Here is a 16,506-nt window from a genome sequence, read left to right as displayed (position 1 = left end):
TCTGGGCTCGAAGTCGGCGGCTCGATCCGTTTTGCGCGTGCGGCGAGAAGTGATAGTTAGCCTTGGCAGCACCGTCTCGAACCCAGGAACCTCAGGTGATCAAAGACGAAGCGCTCAGTCTGTCGCCCGGGGGAACGACACTGAAATCACTGTTGTCGCAGATGTTCGATCAGGCCCCGGGCTTTATAGCACTCCTGCGCGAGCCGGGTCACATTTTCGAGCTGACCAATGCCGCCTACCAAAGGCTGATCGGCCACAGGCAAGTGGTTGGAAAGTCGGTGCGCGACGCCTTTCCCGAGCTTGAAGGCAATGAGTTTTTCGAACATCTCGACCATGTGCACACGACCGGCGAGCCCTATGTCGGCCACGGGGTGAAGGTTGGGCTTCGCAACACAGCCGGCGGGCCGGTCGAGGAGCGCATCCTTGATTTCGTCTATCAGCCGGTCAAGGCCGACGACGGCCGTATCACCGCGATCTTCATTCAAGGCACGGATGTCAGCGACCTGTCCTTTGCAAACGCAGCACTTCGGCTGCGTGAGGACCATTTGCGATCGATCCTGGCAACAGTGCCGGACGCGATGGTCGTCATCGACGAACAGGGTGGGATTCAATCCTTCAGCACCGCTGCCGAAACGCTGTTCGGCTACCAGTCAAGCGAAGTCATTGGTCAAAACGTGAAAATGCTGATGCCCTCGCCCTACCGCGACGAGCATGATGCCTATCTGCTTCGCTACCTGACGACGGGAGAGCGCCGGATCATCGGGCTCGGCCGCACTGTTACCGGGGCCCGCAAGGATGGATCGACTTTTCCGATGGAGCTTTCCGTCGGCGAGATGCATCCGGGTACCGGGCGTTTCTTTACCGGCTTCTGCCGCGACCTGACCGAGCGCCACCGGGCGGAGGCAAGAATCCAGGAGCAGCAGCAGGAGCTCCTCCACATGGCGCGCTTTACAGCACTTGGCGAAATGGCCTCGACGCTTGCCCATGAGATCAACCAGCCGCTGACGGCGATCACGAACTACCTCAAAGGCAGTCGTCGACTGCTTGAGAAAAGCCAGGACGAGAATGCGCCCATGCTTCGAGATGCCGTCGAAAAGGCAGCCGAGCAGGCATTGCGGGCAGGCGACGTTATCCGTCACCTGAGGGATTTTGTCGCCAGGGGCGAAAGCGAGCGCCAGGTCGAACGGCTGCCGACGCTGATCGAGGAAGCCGCATCGCTGGCCTTGGTTGGCGCGAGAGAGATGAATCTTCTCGTCAGCTACAAGCTTGACCCTGCCGCCGAACTGGTCTTGACCGACCGCATCCAGATTCAGCAGGTTCTGCTCAACCTGATGCGCAACGCGGTGGAGGCCATGCACGAAGCGCCGCGCCGCGAATTGAAAGTCACAACCATTGCCCGGGATGATGGGATGGCCGAGGTAAGCGTGATCGATACAGGCACGGGTCTTGCGCCGGAGGTTTCGGCCCAGCTCTTCCAGCCGTTTGTAACGACCAAGAAGCAAGGCATGGGTGTGGGCCTTTCCATTTGCCGCACCATCGTTGAATCGCACGGTGGCCATATATGGGCCGAGGTGATGCCAGCCGGCGGAACCGCGTTCCGCTTCACCTTGCGCATCGTAGAGAAGGAAGAGATCACAAATGGCCGACAGTGATCTGGTGCATGTGGTCGACGACGATGTCGACGTCCGCAAATCGCTCGGTTTTCTTCTGGCCACAGCAGACTTCGCTGTGCGCCTGCACGAATCGGCCACAGCTTTTCTGTCTACGGCGACCGGCAACATCGACGGCTGCATTGTCACCGACGTGCGCATGCCGGGCATAGACGGCATCGAGCTCCTGCGTCAGCTTAGGGCGAGCGGGCACAGGATTCCGGTTATTGTCATGACTGGTCATGCCGATGTGGCGCTCGCCGTGCAGGCAATGAAGGAAGGGGCCTCCGATTTCATCGAGAAGCCGTTCGACGACGAAATGCTGATCGAAGCGATCCGCTCCGCGCTGGCCAACCGCAACCAGGTCAATGCAGCGCATCCCCAGTCCGCGGAGATCCGCGGGCGTCTGTCGAACTTGTCGGAGCGCGAGCGGCAGGTGCTGGATGGACTTGTTTCGGGGCTGCCCAACAAGACGATCGCCTATGATCTGGGGATCAGTCCGCGCACGGTCGAAATCCACCGGGCCAATGTCATGAGCAAGATGGGCGCAAGCAGTCTGTCACATCTCGTGCGCATGGCGCTGATCGTGGAATCCCGCCCCTAGGGAGAACCTTCGAAAGGGTTGCCTGCTCTGGCCTGAACCTTCTCATCTTCCCACTCGCGCCAGTGGGTCGGATGGATGTCGACACGGACGCCGGTGGCGGCATTTTTCCAACCTTCGCGGCTTTTTATGCAGGGAAATACCAGCGCATGCGCCCCCTCCTCGTCGAAGACGGCGAGTTCAAGGCCGCGACCATACGGTGCGCTTAGGATAGGATTCCACATCGCATCAAAATCTTCGTAAACGGTGCGTTGCGCATTGATCTGCATCATTTTCTGGAATCGCCGGACAGGCATGCGCGTTGCCGCGGGTCGGACTGATGTGGCTAACAGTTCTTGCGGCGGACGCCATATCGTCATCGGTGCCGATCACCTGCACGGCGCGTACATCCCGTTCGATCGCGAATGCAGCGCTGATACCTGATCGGGCGCTCATCGCGACGGCTGCCTCTTCCTGAAATGCTTCATGACCTCACTCCGTCGACGGCCGGACACCTTAAGGCCGGATGCCGTATCAGAATTTGATCGCCGTCAAACGCCGCGCGATTGCAGCACTTTGCGTCGGGCGCCGATTGATCGGGATCAAGGACCATGCTGCGCAAGCGCGTATCATTCGGCGGCATAGGGAGAATCGCGATGCACTATATCAAGGTCGATGAAGCCCTGTGGGCGTCCAGCATGTTGCCGGAGGGTATCCTGGAGCGCTGGTTCATTACGAGCGGCGACACAATCAAGGCCGGAGAGCGCATAGCCGAAGTTCGCGTTGAAGACGCGCTGCACGAGATTGTCGCGCCTGCAAGTGGCCGCGCGACGATTGTCGCCACTGCGAACACCGTCATCGAACCCGGCTCGGTCCTGGCAACGCTGGAGTCCCAGCCCGCGTGAGGACGTCTCATCGGGTTGATCGCGCTCATTCCTCAACCATAGCCTCAAGGATGTATCAATATGCAGACCCAACATGCCGTTGCCTGGCTGGACCATCGCGAAGCCAAGGTGTTTTTCTTCAATCGTGAAGCGGCCGAGAGCCTCAGGCTTGCCACCACGCTTGCGCATCATCAGACCCACAACAAGGCAGGCACCGTCGACGGCAAGCGTGCACCGGAAAACCAGTCCTTCTACCAGGACATCGTCGCGGCGCTGCAGCCGGCGAAGGAATGGCTGATCGTTGGTCCAGGATCGGCAAAAGACGAGTTGGCAAGGCATATACGCGACCACCATTCCCACTTGAAGGATCGCATCATCGGCGTCGAGCCTGCCGATCATCCCACGGAGGCCCAGATCGTGGCGCATGCCCGGTCGTACTTCCGTGCAGCTGACAGGATGTTGCCCTAGCTTGGTACGCGCCGGTTTGCTGGCGCGTTAACAGCCACCAGATCGACTGCCTCCATTGTGCAATGGAGGCATCAGGTTCGGTGGGCTGCCGCGCCCACGGCCCCGATCACGGTTGCTGCAAGGTGCTGATGTAAGCGATAATTGCGTCGATCTGGTCGGGGCTGGCGATCCACTCGGGCATGTCCGGGTGGCCAGTCGAAATCCCCTCAGCGAGGGCCTCCTCGAGATCGGTGATCGGATAGCGCTTTGACAAGGTCCGAAACGCCGGGGCGTCAGGATGACTGCTCTTGTCGGTTTTCCCAATGGCGTGGCAGCGGGCGCAATTGACTTCCACCAACGCCTTTCCATGATCCGTCAGGCTATCGGCCAGGGCTGGATGCACATGTCCGAGCAGCATCAGTGCAAGGACAGAAGCCGGCAGACGACGACCCCCGTAAAAGATGGTCATGTTTGACCTCCGCATTGCCGATCTACGCGACTGTCTTCGCCGCGGCGTCCTCGATCGCGGTTCTGGCTTCCTCACGGAGCCGCTTGGCAGTTTCCGAAGTGAGCCTGGAGGTCAGTGTGGCGACCTTACCGGCTTCGCTGACATATTGCGATGTCGCATTCTGCAGGAAAGCAGCAAAGATGTCGAAAGCGTCATTGAACTCCGGACCGGTGATGAGATCGTCGGCCAGCTTGACGTCCTGTTCGCAACGATGCTTCAGAAATGCCAGCGTTTCGACGCTATAGCGCATCATCGCCTTGAAGGCGTGTACTTGAAGAGACGCGACAGCAAGGAAGAACTTCTGGCCATTTTCCGCAATCGGCACCAATTGTGTGCCGAATGCGGAGGGTTCGGGCTGGGTGTGCATTATCGACTACTCCGTTCTGAATCTCCACAGCGCGACGTTGACGCCATTCGTCGTCGTGTCCTTGATCAGGATCAACCCTATGGCCTTGCGGACTGTAGGAGCGTGCCGGTACCAACCGGTTTCGTTGCGCGTTTGACCCGCATCAAGGTGCCTCCCTCCATTTGATGGCCAAGTCGCGTCAACCCCAGATGGAACGACGCGATGGCTTTCAAGACGATTATGGTTCAACTGGACGTGGACGCGATCGCGGCGCCGCGCATCGCGATGGCATGGAATCTTGCTCAACGGCAAGATGCTGATTTGATCGGCTTTTGTGCCGCCGAGCCGCATTTCGCCCTGCCAGCCGGCACTGATGACCAGGCCGCGACCAAGGCGTTGTGGTGCCAGGTGGAGGAGATAGAAGGTCGCCTCGACTGCCTGAGAGAGGAATTCCTGAGCATAGTCAACGGCAGCAATCGTGCCTCGTGGCGCGGAGAAATAGGCAATCCCACACGCCAACTTGCGCTCAATGCGCGGGCGGCCGACTTGATCCTCACTGGCTCGCCGACGGCCGATCTGGTGGCCGACCGTCATCGTGTGGTGGATCCGGCAAGCCTCATCCTTGCGGCTGGCCGTCCGATACTCGTGGCATCGGACCCATTGGCGTCGATCAAGGCCGAAAGCATCCTGATCGCGTGGAATGACACGCGGGAAGCGCGACGTGCCGTCGTCGACGCCATGCCTTTCCTGATCACCGCCAGGGAGGTCGTGATCGCCACCGTGGACAATGGGGATACGAGGCCTAGGGAAAATGCAGCGGATGTCGAACGCTTTTTGACGCGCCACGGGGTGAAAGCGCGATCGGAAATCTTGGATGCGCGCCGCTCCGAACCGGCGGAAATCCTGCTCCAGATCGGAAAGGATATTGCGGCCGATCTCATCGTTCTCGGTGGCTACGGTCATAGCCGGGTACTGGAGATGACCTTTGGCGGCGTGACGCGTTCCGTACTGCGCGGAGGATCATTGCATCGGTTCATATCGAACTGAGTAAGGTGGAGCCTCGGAGTCGTGATTTTGACATGAATCAAGGTCGTCCCTTCCCACAAAGGGTTACGTCCAACCATTGCCAAGTTCGGTGTCGCTGATGCCCGCAGCGCAACCGCGAGCAACAAGGAAATTCGGACATGAACTACCAGCGGTTCTTCGAAGAAGCGATCGACCAGCTCCATGCGGAGCGTCGCTATCGTGTCTTCGCCGATCTCGAGCGTATCGCGGGCAAGTTTCCGCGCGCCATCTGGCGCTCCAACGGCCGCGCCGAGGAAATCACCGTCTGGTGCTCCAACGACTATCTCGGCATGGCCAGCACGCGGATGTCATCGCCGCCTTCCAGAACGCGGCCGGCAAGATGGGTTCGGGCGCCGGCGGCACCCGCAACATCTCCGGTACCTCCAACCCGCTGGTCGAACTCGAGCAGGAACTCGCCGACCTGCACGGCAAGGAGGCAGCGCTGGTCTTCACCTCCGGCTTCGTCTCCAACGAAGCCTCGATCTCGACCATTGCCCGGCTTTTGCCCAACTGCCTGATCATCTCGGACGAGTTGAACCACGCCTCGATGATCGAGGGCGTGCGGCGCTCGGGCGCGGAAAAGAAGATCTTCCGCCACAATGACGTCGCGCATCTGGAAAGCCTGCTGCAGGCCGCGGGGCGCGAGCGCGCCAAGCTGATCGTCTTCGAAAGCGTCTATTCGATGGACGGCGACATCGCGCCGATCCGGGAGATCGTCGAACTCGCCGAGCGCTACAACGCCATGACCTATATCGACGAGGTCCATGCCGTGGGCATGTACGGACCGCGCGGCGGCGGCATCACCGAGCGCGAAGGCCTTGCCGACCGCATCGACATCATCCAGGGCACGCTGGCCAAGGCGTTCGGCACGCTGGGCGGCTACATCACCGGCACCAGCGCGGTGATCGACGCGGTTCGCTCCTATGCGCCGGGTTTCATCTTCACCACGGCGCTGCCGCCGGCGATCGCCGCCGCCACCACCGCCTCCATCCGCCATCTCAAGCGTTCGCAGGCCGAGCGCGACGCGCAGCAGCAGCAGGCGAGCCGAACCAAACACATCCTGGCGGCCGCCGGCCTGCCGGTGATGGAATCGGCGACCCATATCGTGCCGGTGCTGGTTGGCGATCCGGAGCTTTGCAAGATGGCGAGCGACCGGCTGCTTGGCGTCCACGGCATCTACATCCAGCCGATCAACTACCCGACCGTGCCGCGCGGCACCGAGCGGCTGCGCATCACGCCGACGCCGTTCCATTCCGATGCGCTGATCGCCGAACTGCAGGATGCGCTGGTCGAGACCTGGGATGCGCTCGGCATTCCCTATGCCAGTTCCGGCCAACCTTCGGTCGCCAAGACCGACCGCATCATTCCGCTCCTGGTCCCCAAGTCGGGCGGCTGAAAATCGGGCGGCTGATCCCGGGCGGCTAAAGCCGCCTTCGGCTCAAACGCTCTTCATCCACTTCGCCAGCCGGTGCGCCGCTTCCTCGATCTGATCGAGGCGGCGGTGGAAAAACGAGGCGATGCACCTGTGACCGATTTGATCCTGCTCAATGCTCAAAGCCTTTCGATGCCTGAGAATGGAGTTCAAATCGTCGAGGAGCATCGCCATGGGTCATATTTCCCACACGTCCTTCGCTGGCTTCACGCACGCTGGCCAGCAGGCACAACAATGGGTCAAGGAGCTCGCCAAGGATCTCTGCTGGAGCGAGCCGAGCGCGTGCCGTCTCCTGAGATCTGTCCTGCACACGGTGCGGGATTGGCTGTCGCCGGCCGAAATGGCCGATCTCTCGGCGCAACTGCCTGTTTTGCTCCGCGGCATCTATTTCGAAGGCTGGAATCCGTCAACAACTGCGCATGAGCGCACGAAGCGCGACTTCATTATCAGCGTCAGAAACAGTTTCGGCTATGATGAGGAAATCGATTTCGATGTCGCGATCAGTGCCGTTTTCAAGCTTCTGGACCGTCACATTTCGCATGGTGAGATCGTGCAGGTCAGAAACTCGATGAAGAAGTCGCTGCGAACACTGTGGCCGGTGGATTGACCGATGTTCCGCGACCGGGAAGACGCTGGAGCGAAGCTTGGCCTGGAACTGAGCAGGCTTCAACTGCACCAGCCCATCGTATTGGCATTGCCGCGTGGCGGCGTGCCCGTCGCGGTGGAAGTGGCCAAAGCCCTCAACGCTCCTCTTGACCTGCTGATCGTCCGCAAGGTCGGCGCCCCGGGCAATCCCGAGCTGGCTGTTGCCGCAATCGTCGATGGCACCCCTGGGGAGGTCGTGCTGAACCGAGAGATCGTCGAGACCTATGAGCTCGGCGAAGGTGAGCTAGGTGTCTTGATAGCAAATGAGCGTCCTGAACTCGAACGCCGGCGCATTGCCTATCGAGGCAAGACCAAACCGATGTCGATCGCGGGAAAGACCGCGATCATCGTCGATGACGGCGCCGCGACCGGTACGACCATGAAAATCGCGATCCGCGCCCTCAAGCGCCGGTCACCGAGGGAAATCATCGTGGCAATTCCCGTTTCACCGCAAGAAACGATCGCAGCGCTGGAACAGGAAGCGGACCGTGTGGTCTGCCTTAGTCAGCCAGGACAGTTCCGGGCCTTGGGCCACCATTATCTGCGGTTCCCGCAGCTCTCTGACAACGACGTTGTCTGCGCTATGGACGCGGCTGCCCAGCTGTACAAAACTGGCCAGCGGCACGTTTCCGGCCTGGTTCAAAAGTCGTGAAGAAAAGGAGATCGCATTGATGCAGATCCGCACGCTTTCTGCTTTGGAATGCACCAAATTGCTGACGGCCAATCGCATTGGCCGCCTGGCATGCGCGAAGGACGGGCAGCCCTATATCGTGCCCTTCCACTACGCCCATTCGGACGCTCATCTTTACGCGTTTTCCATGCCGGGGAAAAAGATCGAATGGATGCGGGCCAATCCGCTGGTGTCCGTCCAGGTCGATGAACATGGCCAGGGGCGAGGATGGAAAAGTGTCATTGCCGACGGCCGATACGAAGAGCTGCCTGACCGGATCGGCCATAAGCTTGAGCGGGATCATGCCTGGTCGGTGTTGAGCAAGCACACGGACTGGTGGGAGCCTGGCGCACTCAAGCCGGTCGTTCCTCCCACAGCCGACAGTGCACCGCACGTCTTCTTTCGGATCCTGATCGAGCAGGTATCCGGACGAGAAGCGAGCGAGTAGTCGCCCCATCAGGTCTTGCGAGAAATGAAAGGAAAGGGCCGGCGCAATCTGCACCGGCCCTTTTTCTTTACCGTTGAATTGCTATCGCGCCATCAAGACCGGCAGCGATTGACCCGCAAGCATCGATTTGGTGACCCCGCCGAAAATCCGCTCGCGCAACCGGGAATGACCGTAGGCGCCCATGACCATCAGCTCGGCCGCAACATCGCCGGCATGCTGGCGCAGCACGTCGGCAACCGAATGGTTCGAACTCGGCAGCCGGTCGACCGTAACCTTCACGCCGTGCCGGGCAAGATAGGCTGCGGCATCTGCGCCCGGCTCTTCGCCATGATGGAACTCATTCTCAATGGGATCGACGATGACAAGGCGCACATCTTCGGCGCCTTTCAGCATATCGATCGACTCGCGGACGGCGCGCGATGACTCAAGGCGAGCGTCCCATGCAACGAGGACGCGTTTCGGCTTCAGCGTCGGGCGCGAGCCCTCGGGAACGAGCAGAATGGGCTTTCCCGACGAGAACAGCGTGCCCTCGATGACTTTGTCCTTGAGCGTATGGCTTGCCAGCAAATCCGGCCCGAGAATGGTCAGATCCGCGTAGCGGGCACGCCTTCCGATGACGTCGTCTGCCCATCCCATGTCGGGATAGTCGTCGCTCAGATCGGCCGATACGGCGGTCTGGGAAAGAAAGCCGGCGACGTCGGAAATTCGTTTCTCGAGCCTCTTCAGCTCGACCTGACGTTCCTCCAGCCAGGCTGGTGAGACGACGGCGGCATACTCGCCGCCCGAGGGCGGCGCGGCAAGCTCGAGAACGAGCACGGAGAGATGGGCACCGATCTGTTCGCACAGCGAGGCGGCGAGCTTTAGATCGCCTTCACCCTGGTTCGGCCCGGTAACCGTAAGCAGTGTCCTGAAAGTCACGGCGGCAACTCCTGATTTCGATTGAAGGGTCAGTCGTGGTTTCAGTCACTAGCGAGGGCGATCGTCGTGGTCATTGCGCTGAATCAAACACCATGACCGCGGGGCATTTGATCCGCATCAACGCACCGCTAAACCAGGGCTGTAGGTTTCAACCGATCAATCGGGGAAACGCATATGAAATTCCTGGTCGCGGCGGCTCTGGCAGGATTCGTCTTCAATGCGGCCGGCGCCCAGGAACTCGGCGACGGCAAGGCCGAATACATGAACTCATGCGCGGTCTGTCATGGTCCCGAAGGCAAGGGCGATGGCCCGTTGGGCGACGAACTGCTGAAGCGTCCGAGCGACCTGACACGCATCTCCAGGCGCAATGGCGGCGAATTCCCTTACTGGCGCGTTTATGCCGTGATCGACGGTCGCGCCATGGTGCCGGCGCATGGCGAGCGTGACATGCCAGTATGGGGCAGCCAATTCCTGCCTGCCGACGTGAAGAAATATGGCCCGAACGCAGGCGAGATCGTCACCAGGGAACGCATCCATGAGTTGGCAGGTTATGTCCAGACATTGCAGCAATGAGCGCGGATCACGGAAACGAATTTCCCAAGACACACTGGGAAGGCCGGCCATGATCGTCGACGACCAGCAAGCCGCTGCCGCGTTTCTGCTTCATCCTGCTACCCATGGCGCGATTGGGCCCGTCGAGGCGATCGAGACTCACATTTCACGCATCTTCCTCGTTGGCCAGCGCGCCTACAAGATGAAGCGGGCGGTCAAGCTGCCCTATGTCGATTTCTCGACGCCAGGCCTCAGGCTGGCCGCTTGCGAGAAAGAGCTGGAACTCAACTCGAAAACCGCTCCCGGCCTCTATCTGAGGGTGCGGCGCATCACGCGGGAAGCCGACGACAAGTTGACTTTTGACGGCACCGGCCAAATGCTCGACGCGGCGATCGAGATGATCCGCTTCGATCAGTCGAAGCTTCTCGATCGAATGGCAACTGCGGGAGAACTGACGCCGGCGCTGATGACCGACGTCGCACGGATGATCGTAGGATATCACCGCACGGCGCCGGAGGTCCACAATGGCACAGGCTCGTTCAATTTGATGGGCGTGCTCGACATCAACGAGGCCGGCTTTGGCACCAGCCATGTTTTTGCGAAACAGGAGATTGAGACGTTTGCCGGCGCCTTCCGCACAGCGCTTGCCCGGCATGCCGGATTGCTGGACCGCCGGGAGGCCGCGGGCAAGATCCGCCGGTGCCATGGCGATCTGCACCTGCGCAACATCTGCCTTTTCGATGGCGAGCCTCGCCTCTTCGATTGCATCGAATTCAATGACCAGATTGCCAGCATCGATGTTCTGTACGACCTTGCCTTCCTGTTGATGGACCTTTGGCATCGCGGCTTCCCCCAGCTCGCCAATCTCGTGATGAACCGCTACCTCGACGAGGCCGACGATGAAGACGGCTTCATCCTGCTGCCCTTTTTCATGGCCGTGCGGGCTGCCGTGCGCGCCCATGTCACCGCGACACAGGTCGAGGAAGGCAGCGCCGACAGCGACAAGCTGATTGCCGAGGCGAGATCCTATTTCGAACTGGCCCTGACATTTCTCCAGGAGACAGAACCGCGGCTCGTTGCCATCGGTGGCCTCAGTGGTTCAGGCAAGACGACCATTGCCGAGGCGCTCGCTGCCTACGTTGGAGCGCCGCCCGGCGCTCGCATTGTCGAAAGCGACCGTATCCGCAAGGCAATGCACGGCGTGGCTGCCGAGACCAGGCTGCCGGACAAGGCCTATCGACCTGAGGTGTCCGAACGGGTCTACAACGAAATGGCATGGCGCGCCGGACTGATCCTTTCCGAGGGGGGCTCGGTTGTCGCCGATGCGGTTTTCGACAGACCGGCCGATCGTGAGCGGATTGAAAAGGCGGCGCGTGACCGAGGTATCGCATTCTCCGGCGTCTGGCTGGAGGCGAATCCGCTCATCCTTTGGCAGCGGGTCAATGAACGCAAGGGCGGCCCCTCGGACGCCACGGTCGATATCCTGTCGCGTCAATTGCAGCGCAATGCCAGCCAGGCCAGTTGGCGCAGGACCGACTCCGATCGGCAGCTCGTCGACATCGTCGCCGAATTGAGGAGATGTTGCGCGCACGATGCTTCCGAGATCCTGCGCACAGCGTCCTGACTTGGTGCGGACGATCAATCTCAACCGAGTTCGAGCTTGGCCTCGACAAGGCCGGGCTCGTTCGGAAGATGCCTGATCGAGAAGCCAAACTCGCGGCACATGGCCAGCATCTTGCTGTTTTCGCTCAGCACGACGCCTTCGATGCGGCGGATCCCATCCGCTCTTGCATAGTCGACGATCTGGCTGAGCAATTCCCAACCCAGGCCATGTCCCTGCAAGTCCGTCCGCACCAACAATGCGTATTCGGCGTCGACGTGGTCGGGGTCGCAGGATAGCCGGCTGATGCCCGCCAGCGCGCCAGTGCTCGTGTCCAATGCGACGAAAGCCATGTTGCGGTCATAATCGAGCTGGGTAAGCCGCTTCAACATCTGGTCGGAGAAGCTCTTGCGCGGCGACAGAAAACGCAGGCGCAGATCGTCAGGCGAAATCCGGGTGAGGAAATCCGGATAGAGCGCGATGTCGGCCGGCTTGATCGGCCGGATATGGTAACGCATGCCGTCGGCCGAAAACTGTCTTTCCCAACCCGACGGATAGGGCCGGATGGCAAGCGCCCGATTCGGCCCCGGCTCCTCCACGCGTTCCGGCTCGATCTCGATACGGGCATCGAGCGCGATCACGCCGGCGGAATCGGCGAGCAACGGATTGATGTCCATTGAAACAAGGCACGGAAAGTCGACGATCATCTGTGACAGGCCGTTCAGCGCCGTGATGATCGCCTGCCGATCAGCAGGCTTGCGATCGCGGAATCCGGCCAGCAGGCGGCCGATCCGCGTTTGCCCGATCAGGTCACCGGCGAGAACGTCGTCGAGCGGCGGCAATGCTATCGCCGTGTCATCCATCACCTCGACGGAGACGCCGCCTGCTCCAAACAGGATGGCAGGCCCGAAGATCGCATCCTGGCTCATGCCGAGGATGAGTTCCTGCGCCTGTTTTCGCACCACCATCGGCTGAACGGCATAGCCTTCAATATCGGCTTGCGGTGCGTGCTTGCGCACGCGCGCCTCGATGGCGCATGCGGCTTCCCCCGCGGCGGCGGCATCGGCAATGTTGAGCACCACGCCGCCAATGTCCGACTTGTGCGAGATCGCCTTGGACAACAGTTTGACGGCGACCTGCCCGGACGTCTTGAGGAGCCGGCTGGCGGCCGCCTCCGCTTCGACAGGAGATCTGGCGACGATCGTCTCGGGCACCGGTATGCCATAGGCGGAAATTGCTGCCTTGGCTTCGGGCTCGGTCAGCATTCGCCGCCCTTCCCCCGCGGCCTGCCTGAATATGGCGAGCACGGCTTCTCGGTGGCTCGTAATGTCCTCGCCGCGGCTCGACGGGGTGCGCATCAATGCCCGCTGGGCACGCGACCACTCGCTGAGGTAGGAGACGGCCGTTGCGGCATCCGCTGGCGTCTCGAAGCTGGCAATGCCGGCATCCTGAAGAACACGTCGCCCGGCGCGGGCAGTGTGTTCCCCGAGCCAGCAGGTGAGGACTGGCTTGCCGGCGATCATCCCTTCCCTTGCGAGTACCGCCACCGCACTTGCCGCGGCAAGCGGTGAGCTCAACCCGGTCGGACAGTTCATCACCAGCATGACGTCCGTGCCGGGGTCGGCGGCAACTGCTTGGACAGCGGCCCTGTAGCGCTCCGGCGGGGCGTCACCAATGATGTCGACCGGATTGGCATGCGACCATGTCGACGGCAACATGGTATTCAGGCGTTCGATGGTGGCAGGAGAAAGCGCTGCCAATTCTCCTTTACAGTCGATGAGTTGATCGATGGCCAATACCCCTGCCCCACCGCCGTTGGTGACGATGGCAACACGGGCTCTCTTGAGGGGACTGAAGCGGGCGATCGTCTCGGCGGCATCAAACAGCTCGGTCAGGCCTTTGACGCGCAGGATGCCTGCCCTCAGCAATGCCGCATCGACAACACGGTCGGCCCCCGATAGTGCGCCGGTATGGGTCGCGGCCGCTTTGGCCGATTGCTCGTGCCGACCCGATTTTATTGCGATCACCGGCTTGATCCGCGCCGCCGCCCGAGCGGCCGAGATGAATTTGCGCGGATTGGGAATTGTTTCGAGATACATGACGATAGCGCGGGTGCGCGCATCGCCCGCCAGCATGTCGAGACAATCTCCGACGTCGACATCCGCCATGTCGCCAAGGGAGACGATCTGGGAGAACCCGACATTGTTGTCGGCCGCCCAATCGATCAGCGACGTGGCAATGGCGCCGGATTGAGACAGCAGCGCGATGTTGCCGGGCTTGGCGGCCATATGCGCAAATCCGGCATTAAGCTTCATCAGCGGGATCATCAGCCCGACCGTATTCGGTCCGATGATGCGGAAGAGCGTGGGCTTGGCAGCATCGAGCATCGCCTGGCGCAGGCCATTTTCGCGCGTCAGCCCGGCTGTGATCACGACCGCCGCCCGCGTGCCCTTTTCAGCGAGGTCGCGCACGATGCCGGGAACTGTCTCAGGCGGCGTGACGATGACACCAAGGTCTGGGACATCAGGCAGATCGGCCGCTTTGGCATAGCATTGCCGATCGGCGACCTCGGAATATTTCGGGTTGACCGGCCAGATGTCGCCCTCGAAGCCACCGCTGACGATGTTGTCGAAAACGACACGGCCGACGGAGCCTTCGCGCACCGACGCACCGAAGACAGCAACGGACTTCGGGGCGAACGCATGTTCGAGATTTCGGATCGTCACCCCTCATGCCTCCTGTTCGTAGCGATGATCGCCCGTCGATCTTGCCCGTTCGTTGCGTTGGATCAAAGCGTTCTCCGGTTCTCGCTATTAGCTGTTGCCCGAGTTCGACGCGCCCCGTCAGCGCTGGTGATAATTGGCGAGCATCGATCAAATCGAAAGGCATCGCATGAACGAGTCCACCTTGCGACGCGCATTGCTGGTCATTGCCATCCTGGGTCTCGCCATTGGAATCGGAGCGTGGCGAACCGGGTTCGGCCCTCTTGACGCCAACACGATCTGGACGGTGGCGACCTTGCCCGTGGTGGCGGCTCTCGCCATCTCTATCCTCCGTGATTTCTGGATCGGCCGCTTTGGCGTCGATGCGATTGCGCTGGTGTCGATGTCCGCTGCGCTCTTGCTCGGCGAGCCTCTGGCGGCAGTGGTGGTCGCGATCATGTATGCAGGCGGCACCGTGCTTGAGGATTTCGCTCGTGGCCGCGCGGAACGGAACCTCAAGGCATTGACGGACCGATCGCCGCGTGTCGCCCACCGAACATCAACACTGGGGACAGAGACAATCTCCGTCGAAGACGTGGCTGTCGGTGACGAGCTTCTGGTCCGGGCGGGCGAGCTACTCCCAGTCGATGGCATCCTGCTCGATGCTTCGGCCGCTCTCGACGAGTCGGCGGTTAGCGGAGAACCGCTGCCGGAACGGCGGAGCGCAGGGGATATGCTGCGCAGCGGCACCGTCAACGCCGGCGAGACCTTCAACATGCGGGCTTCCGCCCTCGCGGAACAAAGCACTTATGCCGCGATCGTGCGCATGGTCGCTGCAGCGCAGACCGCTAAATCCCCGTTCATTCGCATGGCCGACCGCTTTGCCCTGTTCCTTCTGCCGGTCACATTGCTGGTTTCCGGTGCCGCCTGGTATGTTTCCGGCGACCCAATCAGAGCGCTTGCGGTGCTGGTCGTCGCAACGCCCTGCCCGCTCATCCTCGCCGCGCCCGTTGCCTTCATCGGTGGCGTATCGCGCGCCGCGCGTGCCGGCATCCTGATGAAAGGCAGCACGGCGCTGGAGGCGCTTGCGCAAGTCCGAACCGCGATCTTCGACAAGACCGGAACCTTGACCATCGGCGGCGCCGAACTCATCGAAATCGAAGCTGCGCCCGGCCGTGACGCGAACCATTTGCTGCGGCTCTTGGCATCCCTGGAACAGGCATCGCACCACGTGCTCGCCGACTCGATCATCCGGGCGGCGCGCGGCAGGCAGTTGGTGCTTTCGCATCCGCGTGATGTCCACGAGCATCGCGGTGCCGGCCTGAAGGGCCGGGTCGACGACATGGCGATCGTGGCGGGATCGCGGGCGCTCGTGCTCGCCGACAAGCCGTTGCCCGGCTGGGCGGAAAGCGGCGAAGAAAAATACCGGGATGAGCCCGTACTCAGGGTTTTTGTGGCACTCGGCGGACGGCTTGCCGGTGTGTTCACGTTCGGCGACGCCCTGCGTCTTGATGCGCACGATACACTCGGCAGACTGCGCTCTGCCGGCATAACGCGCATGGTCATGCTCACGGGCGACGACGGCGCCGCGGCCAAGCGCACCTCCGCCTTGCTCGACCTCGACGCCCTGGTCGCCGATGCGACCCCTGCCGAAAAAGTCGCGACGGTCACAGCCGAGAAAGCCTCGGCACCGACGATGATGGTCGGCGACGGCATCAACGATGCCCCCGCGCTTGCGGCGGCAACGGTCGGCGTAGCGATGGGCGCACGAGGTGCGACCGCCTCCTCCGAGGCGGCGGACGTCATTGTCCTGACCGACAGGCTGCAGCCCGTCGCCGATGCGGTCCGGATTGCACGGCGTACGCGATCGATCGCCTTGCAAAGCATCATCGCTGGGCTGGCGCTGTCCGGGCTGGCAATGATCGCGGCGGCCATGGGGCAGATCACCCCGGTTGCCGGAGCGCTGCTTCAGGAAGGGATCGACGTGGCGGTTATCCTGAACGCGTTGCGCACCCTTGGCGACGGGCATCTGTGGCGCGCATAGTGGTCCAGAACAAATC

General features: G+C 61.5%; 17 protein-coding genes and 1 pseudogene. 12 read left to right on the top strand and 6 right to left on the bottom strand.

Going from position 1 to position 16,506, the window contains the following annotated elements:
- Positions 1 to 95: 95 nt before the first annotated feature.
- Both EB815_RS14560 and fixJ read left to right on the top strand, forming a co-directional pair.
- Positions 96 to 1,652 carry a PAS domain S-box protein gene (locus EB815_RS14560; RefSeq protein WP_056570618.1) on the top strand — a complete coding sequence of 519 codons (1,557 nt, stop codon included), beginning with the start codon at positions 96 to 98 and terminating at the stop codon, positions 1,650 to 1,652.
- Positions 1,639 to 2,253: a response regulator FixJ gene (gene fixJ, locus EB815_RS14555; protein WP_056570616.1), complete on the top strand. Its 615-nt coding sequence runs from the start codon at positions 1,639 to 1,641 to the stop codon at positions 2,251 to 2,253. The genes EB815_RS14560 and fixJ overlap by 14 nt, the downstream gene beginning before the upstream one ends.
- On the opposite strand, the gene EB815_RS14550 is transcribed toward fixJ, so the two are convergent.
- Positions 2,250 to 2,522, bottom strand: coding sequence for a hypothetical protein (locus EB815_RS14550; protein ID WP_320412011.1), 273 nt, complete (start codon positions 2,520 to 2,522; stop codon positions 2,250 to 2,252). The genes fixJ and EB815_RS14550 overlap by 4 nt on opposite strands.
- A gap of 318 nt (positions 2,523 to 2,840) precedes the next feature.
- On the opposite strand from EB815_RS14550, the gene EB815_RS14545 reads away from it, so the two are divergent.
- Positions 2,841 to 3,134, top strand: coding sequence for a lipoyl domain-containing protein (locus tag EB815_RS14545; protein WP_244494048.1), 294 nt, complete (start codon positions 2,841 to 2,843; stop codon positions 3,132 to 3,134).
- 60 nt (positions 3,135 to 3,194) lie between these two features.
- Positions 3,195 to 3,581: a hypothetical protein gene (locus EB815_RS14540; RefSeq protein WP_056570614.1), complete on the top strand. Its 387-nt coding sequence runs from the start codon at positions 3,195 to 3,197 to the stop codon at positions 3,579 to 3,581.
- Positions 3,582 to 3,687: 106 nt separating this feature from the next.
- Here the strand turns inward: EB815_RS14540 and EB815_RS14535 are convergent, their stop codons facing one another.
- Both EB815_RS14535 and EB815_RS14530 read right to left on the bottom strand, forming a co-directional pair.
- Positions 3,688 to 3,978: a c-type cytochrome gene (locus EB815_RS14535; RefSeq protein WP_056571995.1), complete on the bottom strand. Its 291-nt coding sequence runs from the start codon at positions 3,976 to 3,978 to the stop codon at positions 3,688 to 3,690.
- Between the two features lie 73 nt (positions 3,979 to 4,051).
- Positions 4,052 to 4,435, bottom strand: a complete 384-nt coding sequence (locus EB815_RS14530) for a phasin family protein (RefSeq protein ID WP_056570611.1) — start codon at positions 4,433 to 4,435, stop codon at positions 4,052 to 4,054.
- A gap of 201 nt (positions 4,436 to 4,636) precedes the next feature.
- Here EB815_RS14530 and EB815_RS14525 point away from each other — a divergent pair, with 201 nt between their 5' ends.
- Together EB815_RS14525 and hemA are read left to right on the top strand one after the other, a co-directional pair.
- Positions 4,637 to 5,461, top strand: coding sequence for a universal stress protein (locus EB815_RS14525; protein ID WP_056570608.1), 825 nt, complete (start codon positions 4,637 to 4,639; stop codon positions 5,459 to 5,461).
- Positions 5,462 to 5,598: 137 nt separating this feature from the next.
- Positions 5,599 to 6,875 (top strand): annotated as a pseudogene (hemA, locus tag EB815_RS14520) (5-aminolevulinate synthase).
- Between the two features lie 42 nt (positions 6,876 to 6,917).
- Here the strand turns inward: hemA and EB815_RS14515 are convergent.
- Positions 6,918 to 7,085, bottom strand: a complete 168-nt coding sequence (locus EB815_RS14515; protein WP_155772426.1) for a hypothetical protein — start codon at positions 7,083 to 7,085, stop codon at positions 6,918 to 6,920.
- Between EB815_RS14515 and EB815_RS14510 the strand changes: the two genes are divergently transcribed.
- From EB815_RS14510 to EB815_RS14500, 3 genes are read left to right on the top strand one after another with little or no spacing between them, the layout of a single operon-like run.
- A complete protein-coding gene (locus tag EB815_RS14510; protein ID WP_056578407.1) occupies positions 7,084 to 7,518 on the top strand; it encodes a DUF2267 domain-containing protein in 435 nt (144 codons plus the stop codon). The two genes, EB815_RS14515 and EB815_RS14510, sit on opposite strands and share 2 nt — an antisense overlap.
- 3 nt (positions 7,519 to 7,521) lie before the next feature.
- Entirely contained in the window at positions 7,522 to 8,208 is a 687-nt protein-coding gene (locus tag EB815_RS14505; protein ID WP_056578410.1) for a phosphoribosyltransferase, read from the top strand.
- Between the two features lie 19 nt (positions 8,209 to 8,227).
- Positions 8,228 to 8,674, top strand: a complete 447-nt coding sequence (locus EB815_RS14500; protein WP_056578412.1) for a pyridoxamine 5'-phosphate oxidase family protein — start codon at positions 8,228 to 8,230, stop codon at positions 8,672 to 8,674.
- 81 nt (positions 8,675 to 8,755) lie between these two features.
- Here EB815_RS14500 and EB815_RS14495 read toward each other — a convergent pair whose 3' ends face one another.
- Positions 8,756 to 9,592 (bottom strand): universal stress protein, encoded by an 837-nt coding sequence (locus EB815_RS14495; RefSeq protein WP_056578414.1) that lies wholly within the window; start codon positions 9,590 to 9,592, stop codon positions 8,756 to 8,758.
- A gap of 174 nt (positions 9,593 to 9,766) precedes the next feature.
- Here EB815_RS14495 and EB815_RS14490 point away from each other — a divergent pair, with 174 nt between their 5' ends.
- Positions 9,767 to 10,165, top strand: a complete 399-nt coding sequence (locus tag EB815_RS14490; protein ID WP_056578416.1) for a c-type cytochrome — start codon at positions 9,767 to 9,769, stop codon at positions 10,163 to 10,165.
- 49 nt (positions 10,166 to 10,214) lie between these two features.
- A complete protein-coding gene (locus tag EB815_RS14485; protein WP_056578418.1) occupies positions 10,215 to 11,768 on the top strand; it encodes an AAA family ATPase in 1,554 nt (517 codons plus the stop codon).
- A 20-nt stretch (positions 11,769 to 11,788) separates the two neighbouring features.
- Here the strand turns inward: EB815_RS14485 and EB815_RS14480 are convergent, their stop codons facing one another.
- The gene (locus EB815_RS14480; protein ID WP_056578421.1) at positions 11,789 to 14,470 is read right to left on the bottom strand and encodes a bifunctional acetate--CoA ligase family protein/GNAT family N-acetyltransferase; all 2,682 of its coding nucleotides are present in this window, start codon (positions 14,468 to 14,470) and stop codon (positions 11,789 to 11,791) included.
- Positions 14,471 to 14,636: 166 nt separating this feature from the next.
- On the opposite strand from EB815_RS14480, the gene EB815_RS14475 reads away from it, so the two are divergent.
- Positions 14,637 to 16,490, top strand: coding sequence for a heavy metal translocating P-type ATPase (locus tag EB815_RS14475; RefSeq protein WP_065005229.1), 1,854 nt, complete (start codon positions 14,637 to 14,639; stop codon positions 16,488 to 16,490).
- Positions 16,491 to 16,506: the final 16 nt, after the last annotated feature.

Source organism: Mesorhizobium loti (genome assembly GCF_013170705.1).
Classification (GTDB): domain Bacteria; phylum Pseudomonadota; class Alphaproteobacteria; order Rhizobiales; family Rhizobiaceae; genus Mesorhizobium; species Mesorhizobium loti_D.
The sequence above is the reverse complement of the archived record's forward strand: the minus strand, read 5'-3'. Positions and strand labels throughout refer to the sequence as shown.

Bases quoted from the DNA above. Each gene is read 5' to 3' on its own strand.
- EB815_RS14490 (WP_056578416.1), top strand. From the start codon at position 9,767: ATGAAATTCCTGGTCGCGGCGGCTCTGGCAGGATTCGTCTTCAATGCG.
- EB815_RS14485 (WP_056578418.1), top strand. From the start codon at position 10,215: ATGATCGTCGACGACCAGCAAGCCGCTGCCGCGTTTCTGCTTCATCCT.
- EB815_RS14525 (WP_056570608.1), top strand. From the start codon at position 4,637: ATGGCTTTCAAGACGATTATGGTTCAACTGGACGTGGACGCGATCGCG.
- fixJ (WP_056570616.1), top strand. From the start codon at position 1,639: ATGGCCGACAGTGATCTGGTGCATGTGGTCGACGACGATGTCGACGTC.
- EB815_RS14550 (WP_320412011.1), bottom strand. From the start codon at position 2,522: ATGATGCAGATCAATGCGCAACGCACCGTTTACGAAGATTTTGATGCG.
- EB815_RS14540 (WP_056570614.1), top strand. From the start codon at position 3,195: ATGCAGACCCAACATGCCGTTGCCTGGCTGGACCATCGCGAAGCCAAG.
- EB815_RS14535 (WP_056571995.1), bottom strand. From the start codon at position 3,978: ATGCTGCTCGGACATGTGCATCCAGCCCTGGCCGATAGCCTGACGGAT.
- EB815_RS14505 (WP_056578410.1), top strand. From the start codon at position 7,522: ATGTTCCGCGACCGGGAAGACGCTGGAGCGAAGCTTGGCCTGGAACTG.
- EB815_RS14530 (WP_056570611.1), bottom strand. From the start codon at position 4,435: ATGCACACCCAGCCCGAACCCTCCGCATTCGGCACACAATTGGTGCCG.
- EB815_RS14545 (WP_244494048.1), top strand. From the start codon at position 2,841: ATGCTGCGCAAGCGCGTATCATTCGGCGGCATAGGGAGAATCGCGATG.
- EB815_RS14510 (WP_056578407.1), top strand. From the start codon at position 7,084: ATGGGTCATATTTCCCACACGTCCTTCGCTGGCTTCACGCACGCTGGC.
- EB815_RS14515 (WP_155772426.1), bottom strand. From the start codon at position 7,085: ATGGCGATGCTCCTCGACGATTTGAACTCCATTCTCAGGCATCGAAAG.
- EB815_RS14475 (WP_065005229.1), top strand. From the start codon at position 14,637: ATGAACGAGTCCACCTTGCGACGCGCATTGCTGGTCATTGCCATCCTG.
- EB815_RS14500 (WP_056578412.1), top strand. From the start codon at position 8,228: ATGCAGATCCGCACGCTTTCTGCTTTGGAATGCACCAAATTGCTGACG.